Here is a 17653-nt window from a genome sequence, read left to right as displayed (position 1 = left end):
CAGGGCGACGAAGGGGAAGGAGAGGTCAGCCACGAGCGGCCTCCATGACGGCGCGGTCGACGTCGTAGCCGGCGGCCTCGGCGGCCCGCTTGGCCTCCATGGCGCGGCGGTAGTCCCGCGGCATGATCACGCTGAACCGCTCGGACCAGCGGCCCCAGTCGGCCAGCAGTGCGGTGGCGACCGTGGAGCCGGTCTCCTCGCGGTAGCGGGTCAGGGTCTCCCGCAGCCACATCGAGTCCTCGGTGGACAGCGACTCGACGTCGACCATCTCGCCGTTGACCCGGTGGACGGCCAGGTCGAGCACGTACGCGATGCCGCCGCTCATGCCGGCGGCCACGTTGCGCCCGGTCTCGCCGAGGATGACCGCGCGACCGCCGGTCATGTACTCGCAGGCGTGGTCGCCGACGCCCTCGACGATCGCCAGCGCGCCGGAGTTGCGGACGCAGAAGCGCTCGCCGACCCGACCGCGCAGGAAGATCTCCCCGCCGGTGGCGCCGTAGCCGATCACGTTGCCGGCGATGACGGCGTCCTCGGCCGGGAAGGTGGCCTCCAGCGCCGGGCGGACGACGATCCGACCGCCGGACAGGCCCTTGCCGACGTAGTCGTTGGCGTCCCCGAGCAGCCGCATGGTGATGCCGGCGGGCACGAAGGCGCCGAAGGACTGGCCCGCGGACCCCTCGAACGTGAGGTCGATGGTGCCCTCGGGCAGGCCCTCGCCGCCGTAGCGGCGGGTGACCATGGCGCCCAGCATCGTGCCGACGGTGCGGTTCACGTTGCGCACCGGCAGCTGCAGGCTCACCGGGCGGGCGTCGAGCAGCGCACCCTCGCAGAGCTGGATCAGCGTCTGGTCCAGGGCGACGTCCAGGCCGTGGTCCTGACCGCGCACCCGGCGGCGGGGGGTGCCCTCGGGCAGTGCCGGCACGGCGAGCATCGGCGCGAGGTCGAGCCCGGCTGCCTTCCAGTGGTCGATGGCGCCCCGGGTCTCGAGCACCTCGACCTGGCCGACGGCCTCCTCGATGCTCCGGAAGCCCAGCTGCGCCAGCAGCGCACGGACCTGCTCGGCGAGGAACTCGAAGAAGGTGACCACGAACTCGGGCTGGCCGGTGAACCGCTTGCGCAGCTCGGGGTTCTGGGTGGCGACCCCGACCGGGCAGGTGTCCAGGTGGCAGACGCGCATCATCACGCAGCCGCTGACCACCAGGGGTGCGGTGGCGAAGCCGAACTCCTCTGCGCCCAGCAGTGCGGCGACGACGACGTCCCGACCGGTCTTCATCTGCCCGTCGACCTGCACGGTGATGCGGTCGCGCAAGCCGTTGACCAGCAGGGTCTGCTGGGTCTCGGCCAGGCCGAGCTCCCACGGGGAGCCGGCGTGCTTGAGCGAGGTCAGCGGCGCGGCACCGGTGCCACCGTCGTGGCCGGAGATCAGCACGACGTCGGCGTGGGCCTTGCTGACCCCGGCCGCGACGGTGCCGACCCCGACCTCGGAGACCAGCTTGACGTGCACCCGCGCCTCGTTGTTGGCGTTCTTGAGGTCGTGGATGAGCTGCTTGAGGTCCTCGATGGAGTAGATGTCGTGGTGCGGCGGCGGGGAGATCAGGCCGACCCCGGGGGTGGAGTGCCGGGTGCGGGCGATCCACGGGTAGACCTTCGACCCCGGGAGCTGACCGCCCTCGCCGGGCTTGGCGCCCTGGGCCATCTTGATCTGGATGTCGTCGGCGTTGACCAGGTACTCACTCGTCACGCCGAAGCGGCCGCTGGCCACCTGCTTGATCGCCGAGCGGCGCAGGTCGCCGTTCTCGTCGGGGGTGAAGCGGTCAGCGTCCTCGCCGCCCTCGCCGGTGTTGGACTTGCCGCCGAGGCGGTTCATCGCGATAGCGAGGGTCTGGTGCGCCTCCTGGGAGACCGAGCCGTAGCTCATGGCACCGGTGGAGAACCGCTTCACGATCGCGCTGACCGGCTCGACCTCGTCGATCGGCACCGGCGGGCGCAGGCCCTCCTTGAACGCGAACAGGCCACGCAGCGTGGAGGCCTCGCGGGAGAGCTGGTCGACGGCGTCGGTGTACTTCTCGAACACGTCGAACTGCCGGGACCGGGTGGCGTGCTGGAGCAGGAACACCGTCTCGGGGTTGAACAGGTGCACCTCGCCCTCGCGGCGCCACTGGTACTCCCCTCCCACGGTGAGCTTGCGGTGCGCGACCTCGGTGGGGTTGGAGGGGTAGGCCCGGCGGTGGCGCATGGCCACCTCCTCGGCGAGCACGTCGAGCCCGACGCCACCGAGGGTGGACGACGTCCCGGTGAAGTACTTCTCGACCAGGTCCTGGGAGAGCCCGACGGCCTCGAAGATCTGCGCCATCGTGTACGAGCCGACGGTGCTGATGCCCATCTTGCTCATGACCTTCAGGACGCCCTTGCCCATGGCCTTGACCACGTTGCGCACGGCCTGGGCCGGCTGCACGCCGGTGAGCAGACCGTCGCGGATCAGGTCCTCGACGCTCTCGAAGGCCAGGTAGGGGTTGACCGCGGCCGCGCCGTAGCCCAGCAGCAGGGCCACGTGGTGCACCTCGCGGCAGTCGCCGGACTCGACGATCAGCCCGACCTCCATCCGGGTGCGCTCGCGCACCAGGTGGTGGTGGACTGCGGCGGTCATCAGCAGCGAGGGGATCGGGGCGCGCTGCTCGTCGCAGTCCCGGTCGGAGAGCACGATGACCCGCGCGCCGGCCGAGATGGCCTTGCTGACCTTGGTCTGCAGGGCGGCGATGGCCTGCTCGAGGGCGTCGCCGCCGCCGTTGACGTCGAAGTGGCCGGTGATCCGCACGGCGGCGAAGCCGGGCAGGTCGCCGTCGTCGTCGATGTGCAGGATCTTGGCGAGCTCGTCGTTGTCGATGACCGGGAACGGCAGCACGACCTGCCGGCAGGACGCCGGGGTGGCCGAGAGCAGGTTGCCCTCGGGGCCGAAGGTGCGGCCCAGGCTGGTCACCAGCTCCTCGCGGATGGCGTCCAGCGGCGGGTTGGTCACCTGGGCGAACAGCTGCCCGAAGTAGTCGTAGAGCAGCCGGGAGCGGTCGCTCAGCGCGGCGACCGGGGTGTCGGTGCCCATCGAGCCGATCGGCTCGGCCCCGCTGGCGGCCATCGGCTGCAGCAGGATGCGCAGCTGCTCCTCGGTGTAGCCGAACAGCAGCTGCCGGCGGACGACGGACTCGTGGCTGGGCCGCGAGCGGCGACGCTCGGGCAGCGAGGGCAGGTGGATCAGCCCGGCGTGCAGCCAGTCGTCGTAGGGGTGCTCGGCGGCGAGGGCGCCCTTGACCTCGTCGTCGGCGATGATCCGGCCCTGGGCGGTGTCCAGCAGGAACATCCGGCCCGGCTGCAGCCGGCCCTTGGCCACCACGTCCCCGGCGGGGATGTCGAGTACGCCGACCTCCGAGGCGAGGACGACGACGTCGTCCTTGGTGCGCCACCAGCGCCCGGGGCGCAGGCCGTTGCGGTCCAGCACGGCGCCGATCTGGGTGCCGTCGGTGAACGCGACGCAGGCCGGGCCGTCCCAGGGCTCCATGACCGCGGAGTGGAAGCGGTAGAACGCGCGGCGGGCGGCGTCCATCTCGGCGTGGTTCTCCCACGCCTCGGGGATCATCATCAGCACCGCGTGCGGGAGCGAGCGACCTGACAGGTGCAGCAGCTCGAGCACCTCGTCGAAGGTGGCCGAGTCGCTGAAGTCGGCGGCGGTGACCGGGAAGACGCGCTCCAGGCCGAGCTCGGAGGCGGGGCCGGCCGGGCCGTCGAACAGGTGGGTGTCGAGCTTGGCCTCACGGGCCCGCATGCGGTTGCGGTTGCCCTTGATGGTGTTGATCTCGCCGTTGTGCGCGATGACCCGGAACGGGTGGGCCAGCGGCCAGCTCGGGAAGGTGTTGGTGGAGAACCGGCTGTGCACCAGCGCGATCGCCGACTCGTACCGGTCGTCGGTGAGGTCGGGGAAGAACGCCGGGAGCTGGTCGGTGGTCAGCATCCCCTTGTAGGTGACCGTGCGGGAGCTCAGCGAGGCGAAGTACAGCGAGCTGCCGTCGGCCTCGGCGGCGCGCTCGGCCCGCTTGCGGAGCACGAACGCGCGGCGCTCGAGCCGGGTGACGCCGTGGTTGGTGGAGGTGCCGCCGAAGGCGGTGGCGTCGGCGCGGGCCGCGGTGCCCTCGGCCACGAACAGCTGGGCGAAGTGCGGCATGACGGCCAGCGCGGTGGGGCCGATGTCGGCGGCCTCGGGGGCGATGGGCAGCTCGCGCCAGCCCAGGACGACCAGGCCCTCCTCGGCGGCGAGCCGGGCGACGTCGGCGACCCGGGCGGCCCGCTCGGTCTCGTCGCGGGGCAGGAAGCCCACGCCGACGGCGTACTCGCCCACCGGGGGCAGGTCGAAGTCCACGACGGCGCGCAGCAGCGCGTCGGGCACCTGGGTCAGGATGCCGGCGCCGTCCCCGGAGTTGGGCTCGGAGCCCGCGGCACCGCGGTGGTCCAGGTTGTGCAGGGCGGTGAGGCCCATCGCGACGATCTTCCGCGAGCGCCGGCCCTGCGCGTCGGCCACGAAGGCCACGCCGCAGGCGTCGTGCTCGTTGCGCGGGTCGTACAGCCCAGAGGCTGCCGGGACCGCGGAGAAGGGGACCCGCGAGGCAGGAGCCGGCGTGGTGGTCGGCGTGGTGGAGGAAGACATGTCACTCCCGTCGACGGCGAGACCCGCGTCGTCCGGGAGGAGCCGGATGCTCGCGGGGGGCCCGGTGGGGCCCGGCCGGGTGGTCAGGGGCGGGCGGGGGGAGGTGGATCAGGTGGTGCAGGGCCCGGCAGGGCTCTCGCGCACCCACGGGCGGGTCTCCGCGGGGTGTCGTGCGCGGGGCGTCGCTGGCCCGGTTCCGACGTGGTCGTCCACCCCAGGATCGCTGGGTGGCCTCATCGGGAGCGTACACAGAGTGGACACACTCGCGACACGCTCGCGCAGGGTGGCGAACGTCTCCGTCAGGTCGTCGTCCCCGCACGTGGTGCAGGTGGGTCGTCAGGGTCCTTCGCGCTGGTCAGCGGCGCGTCTGCCGGCTCCGCGGCGGTCTCGTCCGCGTCGTCGTCCGCGCTCTTCTCGGCGGCCTCGCTGGCCCGGAACTCCTCGCCGCGGGTGATCACCTCGCGCGGGCGGCCGCGCTGCCAGACCAGGTACGCCACGGCGGCCAGCCCGACCACCACGGCGGTGAAGACGTTGAGCCGCACGCCGAAGAAGCGCTCGGCCTCGTCGATGCGCAGCGTCTCGATCCACCCGCGGCCCAGGCAATAGCCGGCCACGTAGAGGGCGAAGGCACGCCCGTGCGAGAGCTGGAAGCGCCGGTCGGCCCAGATGACGACCGCGGCGACGGCCAGGTTCCACAGCAGCTCGTAGAGGAAGGTCGGCTGGAAGGTGCCCAGCACGACCGGGTTGCCGGCGGCGTCGGTGACCGCCCGGCCCGCCGACTGGTCCCACTCGTGGATCGTCAGCCCCCACGGGAGGTCGGTGGCCCGCCCGTACAGCTCGTTGTTGAACCAGTTGCCCAGCCGGCCGACCGCCTGGGCGACGAGCAGGCCCGGGGCCAGGGCGTCGGCGTAGGCCGGCAGGGGGATGCCGCGGCGCCGGCAGGCGATCCAGGCGCCGACGCCACCCAGGGCGATGGCGCCCCAGATGCCCAGGCCGCCCTCCCAGATGTAGAGCGCCCGCACCGGGTCGCCGTTCTCCCCCCAGTAGGGCTCGGGGGTGGTGATCACGTGGTAGACGCGGCCGCCGACGATGCCGAAGGGCACCGCCCAGACGGCGATGTCCAACGAGTCGCCGGGGGCTCCCCCGCGGGCGACCCAGCGCTTCTCGGTCATCCAGGCGGCGATCACGATGCCGGCGATGATGCACAGCGCGTAGGCCCGCAGCGGGAAGGGCCCGATGTCCCAGACGCCCTGCGTGGGGCTCGGGATCGCCGCCAGCAGCTCGGTGCTCACCGGCGGCGCACCCCGGCGGCCAGGTCGGCCGACAGCGCGCGGACGCCGTCGGCGCCGTGCCCGTCGATCAGCTGGCGGACGTAGGCCGAGCCGACGATGACGCCGTCGGCGAAGGCCGCCACCTCCGCCGCCTGGTCCCCGTTGCTGACCCCGAGGCCCACGCAGACGGCGAGGTCGGCGGGCGCGGCCTCCCGGGTGCGGGTGACCAGCACCTCGGCGGTGTCGCCCACGGTGGCGCGGGTGCCGGTGACGCCCATGGTCGAGGCGGCGTAGACGAACCCCCGGCAGGCGGCGGTCGTGCTGGCCAGCCGGGCCGGCGTGGAGGACGGCGCGACCAGGAAGACCCGGTCCAGGCCGGCCTCGTCGCTGGCCGCGATCCAGGCCGCGGCCTCGTCGGGCACCAGGTCCGGGGTGATCGCCCCGGCTCCCCCGGCGGCGGCCAGGTCGGTGGCGAAGCGCTGCACGCCGTAGCGCTCGACGGGGTTCCAGTAGCTCATCACCACCGGTACGGCACCGGCCTCGGCCACCGCGGCCACCGCCTGCAGCACGTCCTTCATCCCGACCCCGGCGCGGACGGCCACCTCGACGGCCTCCTGGATGGTCGGGCCGTCCATGCCGGGGTCGGAGTAGGGCACCCCGATCTCCACGACGTCCGCGCCGCCCTCGACCGCGGCCACCATGGCCTCGATCGACCCGGGGACGTCGGGGTAGCCGACCGGCAGGTAGGCGATCAGCGCGGACCGGCCCTCGGCCCTGGCCGCGTCGATCCGGGTGCCCAGCGCAGAGCTCACAGCGCGTCCCCGTCCTGCACGGTGGTGTCCTCGGCGTCGCCGAGCGCGGGGCCGGGCTCGGCACCCCGGCCGTCCTCGACCGCGCGCTCGTCCTCGTCGGTCGGGGCACTGGACCCGCCGCCCAGCCCGAACCACGCGCTGGCGGTCTCGACGTCCTTGTCCCCGCGGCCGGAGAGGTTCACCAGCAGCAGCGCGTCCGGACCCATCTCGCGGCCCAGGGTGATCGCCCCGGCCAGGGCGTGCGCGCTCTCGATCGCCGGGATGATGCCCTCGGTGCGGCACAGCAGCGCGAAGGCCTCCATGGCCTGGCTGTCGGTCACCGGGCGGTACTCCGCGCGGCCCATGTCGCTGAGGTAGCTGTGCTCGGGGCCGACACCGGGGTAGTCCAGGCCGGCCGAGATCGAGTGCGACTCGACGGTCTGGCCGTTCTCGTCCTGGAGCAGGTAGGAGCGGGCGCCGTGCAGCACGCCCGGCTGGCCCCCGGTGATGGAGGAGGCGTGCCGGCCGGTCTCCACGCCGTCGCCACCGGCCTCCAGGCCGACCAGCCGGACGCCGGCGTCGGGCACGAAGGCGGTGAAGATGCCGATCGCATTCGAGCCGCCCCCCACGCAGGCCAGCACCGCGTCGGGCAGCCGGCCCTCCCGGTCGAGCACCTGGGCGCGGGCCTCGTCGCCGATGACCCGCTGGAAGTCCCGGACCATGGCCGGGAACGGGTGCGGGCCGGCGACGGTGCCGAAGACGTAGTTCGTCGTCTCCACGTTGGTCACCCAGTCGCGGAACGCCTCGTTGATGGCGTCCTTGAGGGTCTTGGAGCCGGTGGTCACCGGGACCACCTCGGCGCCGAGCAGCCGCATCCGGGCCACGTTGAGCGCCTGGCGGCGGGTGTCCTCCTCGCCCATGTAGACCGTGCACTCCAGGCCCATGAGGGCGGCAGCCGTCGCGGTGGCGACCCCGTGCTGGCCCGCCCCGGTCTCGGCGATGACCCGCTTCTTGCCGATCCGCTTGGTGAGCAGCGCCTGGCCCAGCACGTTGTTGATCTTGTGCGAGCCGGTGTGGTTGAGGTCCTCCCGCTTGAGCAGCACCCGGGCGCCGCCGCAGTGCTCGGCGAAGCGGGGCACCTCGGTGATCGGGGAGGGCCGACCGGTGTAGTCGCGGTGCAGCCGCTCGAACTCGGCGAGGAAGACCGGGTCGACCCGCATGGCCTCGTAGGCCTCGGACAGCTCGTCGAGAGCCGCGATCAGCGCCTCGGGGACGAACCGGCCGCCGTAGGGGCCGAAGTGACCGGTCGCGTCCGGCCACTCCGGTCGCGGCCGGGTGAGGCTCGCTTCGGGGGTGGGCGGGAGCGTCGTGGCAGTCACCCGCCCATTGTCGCCGTGGTGCCTAGCGGGTGGCGCGCGGGGTCGCGGGGTGCGAGCCGGCGGTCACCAGGTCGGCGACGGCCTGCCGCGGGTCGGCGGCGGTGACCAGGCCCTCCCCCACCAGGACGGCGTCCGCCCCGGCGCCGGCGTAGCTGATCAGGTCGTGCGGCCCGCGGACGCCGGAGGCGGCGACCTTGACGACCTCGGTGGGCAGCCCGGGGGCGATCCGCTCGAAGGTGCTGCGGTCGACGTCCAGGGTGGTGAGGTCGCGGGCGTTGACGCCGATCACCGAGGCACCGGCCTCCAGCGCCCGGTCGGCCTCGGCCTCGGTGTGCACCTCGACCAGGGCGGTCATGCCCAGGGACTCGATCCGCTCGAGCAGGCCGACCAGGGCGTTCTGCTCCAGGGCGCCGACGATGAGCAGGCAGACGTCCGCGCCGTGGGCCCGGGCCTCGTGCACCTGGTAGCTGGAGACGACGAAGTCCTTGCACAGCACCGGCACGTCGACGGCGGCACGGACGGCGGCAAGGTCGGCCTGGGTGCCGTGGAAGCGACGGCGCTCGGTGAGCACGCTGATCACCCGGGCGCCGCCGGCGGCGTACTGCACGGCGAGCGAGGCGGGGTCGTCGATGGTGGCCAGCGCGCCCTTGGAGGGGCTGTTGCGCTTGACCTCGGCGATGACGCCGACGCCGGGGGCACGCAGCGCGGCCAGGGCGTCCAGGGCGGGACGCGCGTCGCGGGCGGCGGCCTGGACCTCGGCGAGCGGGGTCGCCTGCTGTCGGGCTGCGACGTCCTCGCGCACGCCGGCCACGATGTCCATGAGCACGTTCATGCCCGTGCGCCCCCCGGCTCTCCTGTGCGCTGCTGCATCCTGCGTCCCCTCGCCTGTCGGTTCGGTGGCGTCACTCTAGAGATGCGGCACGGGGTCGCCCCGCACGGGGTCGTCGCTCAGCGACCGGGTGCGGGAGGCTCGTCGGTCGGGTCGTCGCCGCGGTCCAGGGCCTTCCACGCGGCCTGGTGCCGGTCCTCCGGGGACTCCGGGCGGGACGGGCGGCGCGGTGCTGCCGCCGGTGCGGGACCGGACCCGGCGGGCCGCTCGTACCGCTGACCCAGCCCGGGCCACCGCCGTCCGCGGAGCACGACGAGGCCCCCGGCCAGCAGCCCGAGCACCCCGGCGACGACGGCGAGCACCGGCCACCCGGCGGCGACCTGCGAGCTGATCGTGGCCTGCCCCAACCCGATCTGGTCCCCCAGGTCGTCGGGGGTGACCTCGACCGAGCCGGTGAGGGCACCGACGCCCGAGGCCACCAGCACTCCCCCCGCGACGGCCAGCACCAGGCCCAGCACCACCCGCCCCCACCCCCGGACGGCGAACAGCGCGACCGCGCCGGCGAGCAGCAGCAGACCGGTCGCCGGGACCAGCGGGGCCAGCTGGCTGCCGGTCAGCACCTGCTCGACGGGGGGCAGCGGGGGCTGGCGGGTCACGGTGACGTCGGCCCAGCCCTGACCGCCCGCCGACAGCGCCAGCCCACCGGCGGCGGCCGCGGCGAGCACGGCGACGGTGAGCTCGCGGCGGGCAGCCGGGCGGGGGCTGCTCACGACAGCTCCCGCAGCCCCTCGGCGGTGGCGATCGCCGACAGCACCGCCCGCGCCTTGTGCCGGGTCTCGGCCTCCTCCAGCGCGGCGTCGCTGTCGGCCACGACCCCCGCACCGGCCTGCACGTACGCGGTGCCCTCGTGCAGCACCGCCGTCCGGATGGCGATGGCCATGTCCATGTCGCCGCTGGTGTCCAGGTAGCCGACGGTGCCGGCGTAGAGCGCGCGGCGGGTGGGCTCGAGGGACTCGATGACCTCCATCGCGCGCGGCTTGGGCGCCCCGGACACCGTCCCGGCGGGGAAGGTCGCGTCGAACACGTCCAGGGCGTCCCGGCCCGGGGTGACCCGCCCGGCGACGGTGGACACCAGGTGCATGACGTGGCTGTACCGCTCGACCCGCATGAAGTCCGCGACCTCGACGGTGCCCGGCACGCAGACCCGGCCCAGGTCGTTGCGGGCCAGGTCGACCAGCATCACGTGCTCGGCGCGTTCCTTGGGGTCGGCCAGCAGCTCCTCGGTGAACCGGGCGTCCTCCTCCGGGGAGCCCCCGCGCGGGCGGGTGCCGGCCGGCGGGTGGACGACGGCGTGGTCGCCGGTGACGGTGACCAGCGCCTCCGGGGAGGACCCGACGACGTCGAAGGGCGACTCCCGACCGGCGAACCGCAGCAGGTACATGTACGGCGAGGGGTTGCTGGCGCGCAGCACCCGGTACAGGTCCAGCGCGTCGACGTCCGTGCGCCGGGAGAAGCGCTGGGACAGCACGGCCTGGAACACGTCCCCGGCCCGCACGTGCTCGCGGACGGCCTCGACGCCGGCCTGGAACTGCCCCGGGGCCATGTTCGAGGTGACCTCGGGCGACTCGGTGGTCTCCATCGTGGCCACCCCGGGCGGGGCGGCGCCCACCAGCGCGGCGGCCATCGCGTCCAGCCGGGCGACGGCGTCGGCGTGGTGCTCGGCCGTCGTGCCGAAGGCGTTGGCGATGAGCAGCACGGTGCCGTCGTGGTGGTCCAGCACCGCCAGGTCGGTCACCAGGGTCATCGCCAGCTCGGGCATGCCCAGGTCGTCGGTCGCGGTGTCGGGCAGCCGCTCCAGTCGCCGGACGACGTCGTAGCCCAGGTAGCCGACCAGCCCGCCGGTCAGCGGGGGCAGCCCGGGTGCCCGCGGGGTGCGCAGCCGCCGGGCCAGCGTGCGGACGGCGTCCAGGGGGTCGGTGGGCAGGTCGTCGGTCAGCCCCGGGAGGTCCTCCCCCAGCCACTGGGTGACCCCCTCGCGCTCGGTGAGCACCCCGGCGCTGCGGACGCCGACGAAGCTGTACCGGGACCACTGCTTGCCCTGCTCGGCGGACTCCAGCAGCACGGTGCCCGGCCGGTTGCCGGCCAGCTTGCGGTAGACGCCGACCGCGGTCTCGGAGTCGGCCAGCAGCCGGCGGGTCACCGGCACGACGGGGCCGGTGGAGGTGGCGAGGTCGGCCGCGGTCGGGAGGGTCTCACCGAGTCGCACGGGTGACCTCCAGGGGGCGGTGGAAGCAGGAGCGCTCGCCGGTGTGGCAGGCGGGACCGGTCTGGTCGACCAGCAGCAGCAGCGCGTCGCCGTCGCAGTCGACCCGGACCTCGTGCACGGCCTGGTGGTGGCCGGAGGTGGCGCCCTTGACCCAGTACTCGTTGCGGCTGCGGGACCAGTAGGTGGCCTCGCCGGTGGCCAGCGTGCGGCGCAGTGCCTCGTCGTCCATCCAGGCCAGCATCAGCACCTCACCGGTGTCGTGCTGCTGGGCGACGGCGGCGACCAGGCCGTCCGGGGTGCGGCGCAGGAGGTCGGAGACGGCAGGGTCGAGATCGGGCACGCCCACCAGTCTCTCAGCCGTGGCGGGCACCCCGGGAGGCGACGCCGGGCGGTCGTGCTCATGATGTGCCGTGCCCGCTGCGCTGAACCCCTGGTCAGCCCGGCTGTCCGACCCCGCGCAGGAGGACCGTTTCCTGGCCACCCAGCTGCGCGGCCTGCGCCGGGACGTGGCGCTGGTGGCCGGCCTGGTCCTGGCCTACAACGTGGTCTTCTTCGTGGTCAACCTGCGCCGCGGGCCGGCCGGGGGCCCGATGGCCCTCAGCGACCACGTGCTGGTGGGGGCGGCCGCCGTCGTGCTGATCCTGCTGGTCCGGCGCACGACCACGTACCGCACGACCGCCCGGGTGCTGGTCGCGGGCTTCGGCGTCTACGCGGTGGTCGCGCTGGCCCTGGGCGGGGACCGCACGCCCACCGGCTGGCTGCTGCTGAGCCTGCACACCGCGGCGATCCTGTGCCTGCACGCCCGGCTGCCCTTCCCGGTGACCGCCACCCTGGTCCCGGTCTGGTCGGTGGTCAGCCTGCTGGCCGCCACCACCGCCGACGTCACCGGCCGGGACCTCGCCACCGCCACGGCCCTGGTCGGCACGGTCGTCCTCGTCGGCCTGGCCGCGGCCTACCGCGTGGCCGCCCAGGCCCGGTTGCTGTTCGCCCAGACCGAGGCCCTGGAGCGGCTGACCACGCTGGACCCGGTGACCGGGCTGCCGAACCGGCGCGGGTGGGAGGAGGCGCTGCAGCGGGAGTGGGAGCGCTGCGCGCGCGAGGGCACCCCGCTGGGCCTGGTGGTGGTGGACGTCGACCACTTCAAGCAGGTCAACGACACCTTCGGCCACGCCGCCGGGGACCGTGCCCTGGTCGTGGTCGCCGGGCTGCTGAGCGCGGCGCTGCGTCGTCCCGGTGACCTCGCGGCGCGGCTGGGTGGGGACGAGTTCGGCCTGCTGCTCCCGGGGACCGACGCCGAGGGCGCGGCGTCCATCGCGACCCGGCTCCTCACCGACGCCCGCGGGGCCCGCGCCCAGGCACCCGCCGACACCGCGGAGGCCGGGCTCACCGTGAGCGTGGGCGTGCACGCAGCCCGCCCGACGAGCCCGGGCCCCGGGGAGAGCGCCGAGGCGTTCTCCGCCGCGGACGCCGCCCTCTACCGGGCGAAGGCCGGCGGCCGCGACCAGGTGGCCGTCGCGGGCTGAGCCGCGGTCAGAGGGCGGCGGCGACCGCTCGGCCGGCGACCCGGCCGGAGAAGAGGCAACCGCCGAGGAAGGTGCCCTCCAGCGAGCGGTACCCGTGCATCCCACCGCCACCGAACCCGGCGATCTCCCCGGCCGCGTACAGCCCCGGGAACACCGCGCCGCCGGGCTGCAGCACCCGTCCCGACAGGTCGGTCTCCAGCCCGCCGAGGGTCTTGCGGGTCAGCAGGTTGAGCCGGACGGCGATCAGCGGGCCGGCCGCCGGGTCGAGCAGCCGGTGCGGCGGCACCACCCGGATCAGCTTGTCGCCGAGGAACGCCCGCGCCGCACGGATGGCGTTGACCTGGCCGTCCTTGCTGAAGCCGTTCTCGGTCTCCCGGTCCCGCGCGACGATCTCGGCCTCGACCGCCGCGGCGTCCAGGTGCGGGGTGCCGCCGATGACCCGGTTCATCCCGGCCACCAGCTCGGCGACGGTGGGGGCGGTGACGAAGTCCTCGCCGTGGTCCAGGAAGGCCTGCACCGGGGCCGCCGGGCCGCCGCGCACCCGGGTGAGCAGGAGCTTCAGGTCCTTGTTCGTCAGGTCGGGGTTCTGCTCGGACCCGGAGAGGGTGAACTCCTTCTCCACGATCTTCTGGTTGAGCACGAACCAGGTGTGCTCGTGGCCGGTGCCCCCGATGTGCGCGAGCGTGCCCAGGGTGTCGAACCCGGGGTACAGCGGCCCGGGCAGCCGCTTCCCGGTGGCGTCGAGCCACAGCGAGGAGGGCCCGGGCAGGATCCGGATGCCGTGCCGGGCCCAGACCGGGTCCCAGTTGGTGATGCCCTCGGTGTAGTGCCACATCCGGTCGGGGTTGACCACGCTGGCGCCGGCGGCCTCGGTGGCCTGCAACATCGCGCCGTCCACGTGCGCCGGGACGCCGGACAGCAGCCGCCGCGGCGCCGGGCCCAGCCGGGCCGGCCAGTTCGCCCGCACCAGGTCGTGGTTGGCCCCGATGCCGCCGGCGGTGACCACCACGGCCTGCGCACCGATCTCGAAGTCGGCGACCGGCGTGCGCGAGGTGGCCTCGCCGCGGGCGGCCGCGCTGGGCTCGAGCACGTCCCCGCGCACGCCGGTCACCGCGCCGCCGTCCACCACGAGCCCGGTGACCCGGTGCCGGAACCGCAGCTCGACCAGCCCACGCTCGGCGGCCGCCCGCACGCGGCGGGCGAAGGGCTCGACGATGCCGGGACCGGTGCCCCAGACGACGTGGAACCGGGGCACCGAGTTGCCGTGCCCGGTCGCCCCGTAGCCGCCGCGCTCGGCCCAGCCGACGACCGGGAAGAACCGCACGCCCTGCTGGTGCAGCCAGGAGCGCTTCTCCCCCGCGGCGAACTGCAGGTAGGCCTCGGCCCACTGCCGGGGCCAGTGGTCCTCGGGCCGGTCGAAGGACGCGGTGCCGGCCCAGTCCTGCCGGGCCAGCTCCAGGGAGTCCTTCACCCGGAGGCGGCGCTGCTCGGGTGAGTCGACCAGGAAGAGGCCGCCGAAGCTCCAGAACGCCTGCCCACCGAGGTTCGCCTCGGGTTCGGAGTCCAGCAGCAGCACCCGCTTGCCGGCGTCGGCGAGCTCGGCGGTGGCCACCAGCCCGGCCAGGCCGGCCCCCACCACGACGACGTCGGCCTGACTCCCGGTGAGCTGCACCACGTCAACCTAGCGAGTGGTCCACTCCCGCACCGGACGCTGACAGGCCAGCACCAGCGACCCGATCGGACCGACGGTCAGCAGGACCGCCCACCAGGTCGCGCTGCCCCCGCCCAGGCTGCCGAAGAGCACCGTGACCCCCAGCAGGCCCAGCAGCGGGAGCACGCTGCCGGCGGCGAGCACGAGCCAGCCCCGGCCGCGGCCCAGGAACACCAGCGCCGCTCCGACCAGCGCCCAGACCGCCAGCACGACCAGGGCGACCTCGGGCCAGCGCGGCACGTCGTCGGCCCCGGCGTCGGCGTCGAACAGCAGCCAGGCCAGGTACGTCGTCTCGAGGGCGACGAGCACCCCGAACACCGCGGCGAAGGGCACCTGGACCGGGCGGACGAGGGCCTCGGGGGCCGGGCGCGCCGGGGCCGGCCGGGCCGCCTTGGGCGAGCGGCGCACCGGGGCGGGCCGCCGGGGGGACTGCTGGGCCATGGCCGGGAGAGTAGGGCCCGCACCCCGCCGGGGCCTGGTCCCCGCCGTATCCGTGGACGGTCCGTGCGTGATCCACATCCGGGCGGGGCATGAGAGGCCCATGGCAGCCAAGGACATCGTGCACTTCGACATCGCGACCGTGGCCGAGAAGAGCGCGGACTTCCGACGCGTGCTCTGGACCGGCGAGCACTCCCAGCTGGTGATCATGACGATCCCGCCGGGTGGGGAGATCGGCGAGGAGACCCACGACGAGAACGACCAGATCCTGAGCTTCGTGAGCGGCGTCGGCAAGGCCGTCATCGAGGGCTCGAGCAAGAGCGTCAAGCCCGGTGACATCGTCGTCGTCCCGGCCGGCACGCTGCACAACTTCGTCAACGACGGCCCGAACCCGTGGGTCCTCTACACCGTGTACGGCCCGGCCGACCACGCCGACGGCGCGGTGCACCACACCAAGGAGGAGGCCGACGAGCTCGAGGAGTCGGGCAAGGACGAGCCGCCGACGAGCTGACCTCCCTCGCACGACCAGGGCCGTCGGGCCGGGCACTCAGCCCGGACCGGCGGCCCTCGTCTGTCCCACCCAGACCCGCACCTCGGGCGTCGCCCCCAGAGCGGCGGCGCCCAGCGGGCAGACGGCGAACAGCGCCAGCAGCTCCCCGCCGTCACCCTCGGACACGTTGTGGACGACCCACGCCGCGACCACGGCGACGAGCACCGCGCAGCCGGCGATCAGCGGCCACCAGGCCCGCGCACCGCGGAGCAGCCCGACCCCCACCAGGACCACCACGGCGGCCAGCGCCGCGAGGTACCCCCCGACCGCCCCGGCGAGATCCTGGAGACCCTGGGACGCGAAGCCGATCAGCGCACCCAGCGGCCCCAGGGACACCGCGCTCAGCACGCCCAGCACCATCGCGCCGGTGGCGGTCCCCGGCCGGCGGCGCCAGTCGGGGAGGGTCACCGGGCGGGCGGGGTGGTGAGCCCCCCGGACGACCGCCGCCACGAGGCGTGCAGCCCCGCGTAGACCCCGGGTGCGTCGACCAGCTCCGCGTGCGTGCCGCGCTGGGCGACCCGGCCGGCGTCGACGACCAGGATCTCGTCGGCCCGCTCGGCGGTGGACAGCCGGTGGGCGATGGTGATCGTCGTCCGGCCGGTGGTGAGGGTGTCCAGGGCCCGGGTGAGCCGGGCCTCGGTGGCCGGGTCGACCGCGCTGGTGGCCTCGTCGAGCACCAGCAGGTCGGGGTCGGCGACGTAGGCACGGGCGACGGCCACCAGCTGCCGCTCCCCCGCCGACAGCGACTCCCCCCGCTGGCCGACCGGCGTCCGCACGCCGTCGGACAGGCCCTCGACCCACCCGCCGAGCCCCAGCTCGTCGAAGGCCGCCGCGACGTGCGCGTCGGTCATCCCGGGCTTGCCGTAGCGCACGTTGTCCGCGACCGAGGCGTCGAAGAGGAACCCGTCCTGGGGCACCATCACGACCCGCTCGCGCAGCGAGCTGAACGCGATCCGGTCCAGCGGCACCCCGCCGACCAGCACCCGGCCCTCGGTGGGGTCCATCAGCCGGGTGAGCAGCTTGGCGAAGGTGGTCTTCCCCGACCCGGTCTCCCCGACGACCGCGACGCGGGTGCGGGCGGCGATCTCCAGGTCGACGTCGGCCAGGGCCGGGCGGGCACCCGGGGAGTACCGGAAGCCCACGTGGTCGAACCGCACGCCCAGCGGCCCTGCGGGCAGCACCTGGCCGTCGACGGGGTCCTGCACGTCGGGCTCGGTGTCCAGCACGTCGAGCACCCGGCGGAACCCGGCGACGGCGTTCTGGGCCTCGTTGAGCACCTCGCTGGCAGTCTGCACCGGGGCGACGAACAGGGTGACCAGGAACAGGAACGCGACCAGCGTGCCGGCCGAGATCTGCCCGCCGACGCCGAGCAGCACACCCACCACGACGACCGCGGCGTTCGCGACCGCGGCGACGAACTCACCGCTCACGTACACCCCGGCGGTGGTGCGCTGGGCCTGCACCGAGGCCCGGTAGTGCCGGTCGATGGCGGCGTCGATGCGCGCCGCGGTGCGCCCCCGGACGCCGTAGGCGCGCACGGTGGGGGCGCCGACGACGGACTCCCCGACCGCGGCCAGCACGTCGCCGACCCGCTCGCGGACCACGCCGTAGACCTCGGCCAGCCGCTTCGCGAACCACTTCACCGCGTAACCCAGCGGGATGAAGCAGACGAGGACCAGCAGGGTCAGCTGCCAGGAGTAGACGGCCATCACGACGGTGGCGACGACGAGCTGGCCCAGGCTGACCAGCCCGAGCACCCCGCCCCACTGCATGAACACCGACAGCTGGTCGACGTCGCTGGTGACCCGGGAGACCAGGTTGCCGCGGCGTTCGCCCTGCTGGTGCAGCACCGACAGGTCGTGCACGTGCCGGAAGGCGCGCACCCGCAGGTTCGCCAGCGCGGTCTCCGTCGTCCGGAAGAGCCGGACGTTCATCCGGTAGACCGCGACGGCGGTGACCAGCACGACCAGCGCGCAGATCGCGACGAGCTCGCGGACCAGCGGGATGTCGGGTCCACCGGCGGCGCCCAGGCCGCGGTCGAGGGTCTGCTGCACCGCGATGGGGACGACGACGCGCCCGGCGGTGGCGACCAGGGCCAGGGAGAAGGTCGCGGGCAGCCCGCGGCGGAACTCCGGCATCATCCGCAAGCCGCGCCGCAGCGTCGCGGTGGCGGACTCGGTGGGCCGGTCGTGCATCCCGGTCACC

14 protein-coding genes are annotated in these 17653 nt (G+C 74.3%); 2 read left to right on the top strand and 12 right to left on the bottom strand.

All coding sequences use genetic code 11. The annotated features are described in order from the left end of the window. Positions 1–25: 25 nt before the first annotated feature. The 8 genes from gltB to hisI form a co-directional block, all read right to left on the bottom strand. Positions 26–4690 (bottom strand): glutamate synthase large subunit, encoded by a 4665-nt coding sequence (gene gltB / locus F1C76_18875; protein ID QNG38357.1) that lies wholly within the window; start codon positions 4688–4690, stop codon positions 26–28. Between the two features lie 299 nt (positions 4691–4989). Further along, entirely contained in the window at positions 4990–5982 is a 993-nt protein-coding gene (locus F1C76_18870) for a prolipoprotein diacylglyceryl transferase (GenBank protein ID QNG38356.1), read from the bottom strand. Continuing rightward, complete coding sequence (locus tag F1C76_18865) at positions 5979–6773, bottom strand: tryptophan synthase subunit alpha (GenBank protein ID QNG38355.1); 795 nt, start codon at positions 6771–6773, stop codon at positions 5979–5981. Before F1C76_18865 ends, F1C76_18870 begins: the two co-directional genes overlap by 4 nt. Then, the gene (gene trpB / locus F1C76_18860; GenBank protein ID QNG38354.1) at positions 6770–8131 is read right to left on the bottom strand and encodes a tryptophan synthase subunit beta; all 1362 of its coding nucleotides are present in this window, start codon (positions 8129–8131) and stop codon (positions 6770–6772) included. Before trpB ends, F1C76_18865 begins: the two co-directional genes overlap by 4 nt. Positions 8132–8153: 22 nt before the next feature. Then, positions 8154–8963, bottom strand: coding sequence for an indole-3-glycerol phosphate synthase TrpC (gene trpC / locus F1C76_18855; protein ID QNG38353.1), 810 nt, complete (start codon positions 8961–8963; stop codon positions 8154–8156). Between the two features lie 116 nt (positions 8964–9079). Beyond that, complete coding sequence (locus tag F1C76_18850; protein ID QNG38352.1) at positions 9080–9730, bottom strand: TIGR02234 family membrane protein; 651 nt, start codon at positions 9728–9730, stop codon at positions 9080–9082. Then, on the bottom strand, positions 9727–11226 hold the full coding sequence (locus tag F1C76_18845; protein QNG38351.1) for an anthranilate synthase component I: 1500 nt from the start codon (positions 11224–11226) through the stop codon (positions 9727–9729). The genes F1C76_18850 and F1C76_18845 overlap by 4 nt, the downstream gene beginning before the upstream one ends. Next, a complete protein-coding gene (gene hisI, locus F1C76_18840) occupies positions 11213–11596 on the bottom strand; it encodes a phosphoribosyl-AMP cyclohydrolase (GenBank protein QNG38350.1) in 384 nt (127 codons plus the stop codon). Before hisI ends, F1C76_18845 begins: the two co-directional genes overlap by 14 nt. A gap of 40 nt (positions 11597–11636) precedes the next feature. On the opposite strand from hisI, the gene F1C76_18835 reads away from it, so the two are divergent. Next, the gene (locus tag F1C76_18835; protein QNG38349.1) at positions 11637–12749 is read left to right on the top strand and encodes a GGDEF domain-containing protein; all 1113 of its coding nucleotides are present in this window, start codon (positions 11637–11639) and stop codon (positions 12747–12749) included. 7 nt (positions 12750–12756) lie between these two features. Here F1C76_18835 and F1C76_18830 read toward each other — a convergent pair whose 3' ends face one another. Both F1C76_18830 and F1C76_18825 read right to left on the bottom strand, forming a co-directional pair. Beyond that, positions 12757–14421 carry an FAD-binding dehydrogenase gene (locus F1C76_18830; GenBank protein ID QNG38348.1) on the bottom strand — a complete coding sequence of 555 codons (1665 nt, stop codon included), beginning with the start codon at positions 14419–14421 and terminating at the stop codon, positions 12757–12759. Between the two features lie 9 nt (positions 14422–14430). Then, positions 14431–14901, bottom strand: coding sequence for a hypothetical protein (locus F1C76_18825; protein ID QNG38347.1), 471 nt, complete (start codon positions 14899–14901; stop codon positions 14431–14433). Positions 14902–15016: 115 nt separating this feature from the next. Here F1C76_18825 and F1C76_18820 point away from each other — a divergent pair, with 115 nt between their 5' ends. Next, positions 15017–15409: a cupin domain-containing protein gene (locus tag F1C76_18820; protein ID QNG39371.1), complete on the top strand. Its 393-nt coding sequence runs from the start codon at positions 15017–15019 to the stop codon at positions 15407–15409. Between the two features lie 36 nt (positions 15410–15445). Here the strand turns inward: F1C76_18820 and F1C76_18815 are convergent, their stop codons facing one another. Both F1C76_18815 and F1C76_18810 read right to left on the bottom strand, forming a co-directional pair. Further along, on the bottom strand, positions 15446–15856 hold the full coding sequence (locus tag F1C76_18815) for a hypothetical protein (protein ID QNG38346.1): 411 nt from the start codon (positions 15854–15856) through the stop codon (positions 15446–15448). Further along, positions 15853–17643, bottom strand: coding sequence for an ABC transporter ATP-binding protein (locus F1C76_18810; protein QNG39370.1), 1791 nt, complete (start codon positions 17641–17643; stop codon positions 15853–15855). Before F1C76_18810 ends, F1C76_18815 begins: the two co-directional genes overlap by 4 nt. Positions 17644–17653: the final 10 nt, after the last annotated feature.

The organism is Geodermatophilaceae bacterium NBWT11, assembly GCA_014218215.1.
Classification (GTDB): domain Bacteria; phylum Actinomycetota; class Actinomycetes; order Mycobacteriales; family Geodermatophilaceae; genus Klenkia.
This window is presented reverse-complemented; position numbering and strand designations above follow the sequence as displayed.

Excerpts from the sequence above, each read along its gene's own strand:
- gltB (QNG38357.1), bottom strand. The coding sequence starts at position 4,690 with ATGTCTTCCTCCACCACGCCGACCACCACGCCGGCTCCTGCCTCGCGG.
- trpC (QNG38353.1), bottom strand. The coding sequence starts at position 8,963 with ATGAACGTGCTCATGGACATCGTGGCCGGCGTGCGCGAGGACGTCGCA.
- F1C76_18825 (QNG38347.1), bottom strand. The coding sequence starts at position 14,901 with ATGGCCCAGCAGTCCCCCCGGCGGCCCGCCCCGGTGCGCCGCTCGCCC.
- F1C76_18810 (QNG39370.1), bottom strand. The coding sequence starts at position 17,643 with ATGCACGACCGGCCCACCGAGTCCGCCACCGCGACGCTGCGGCGCGGC.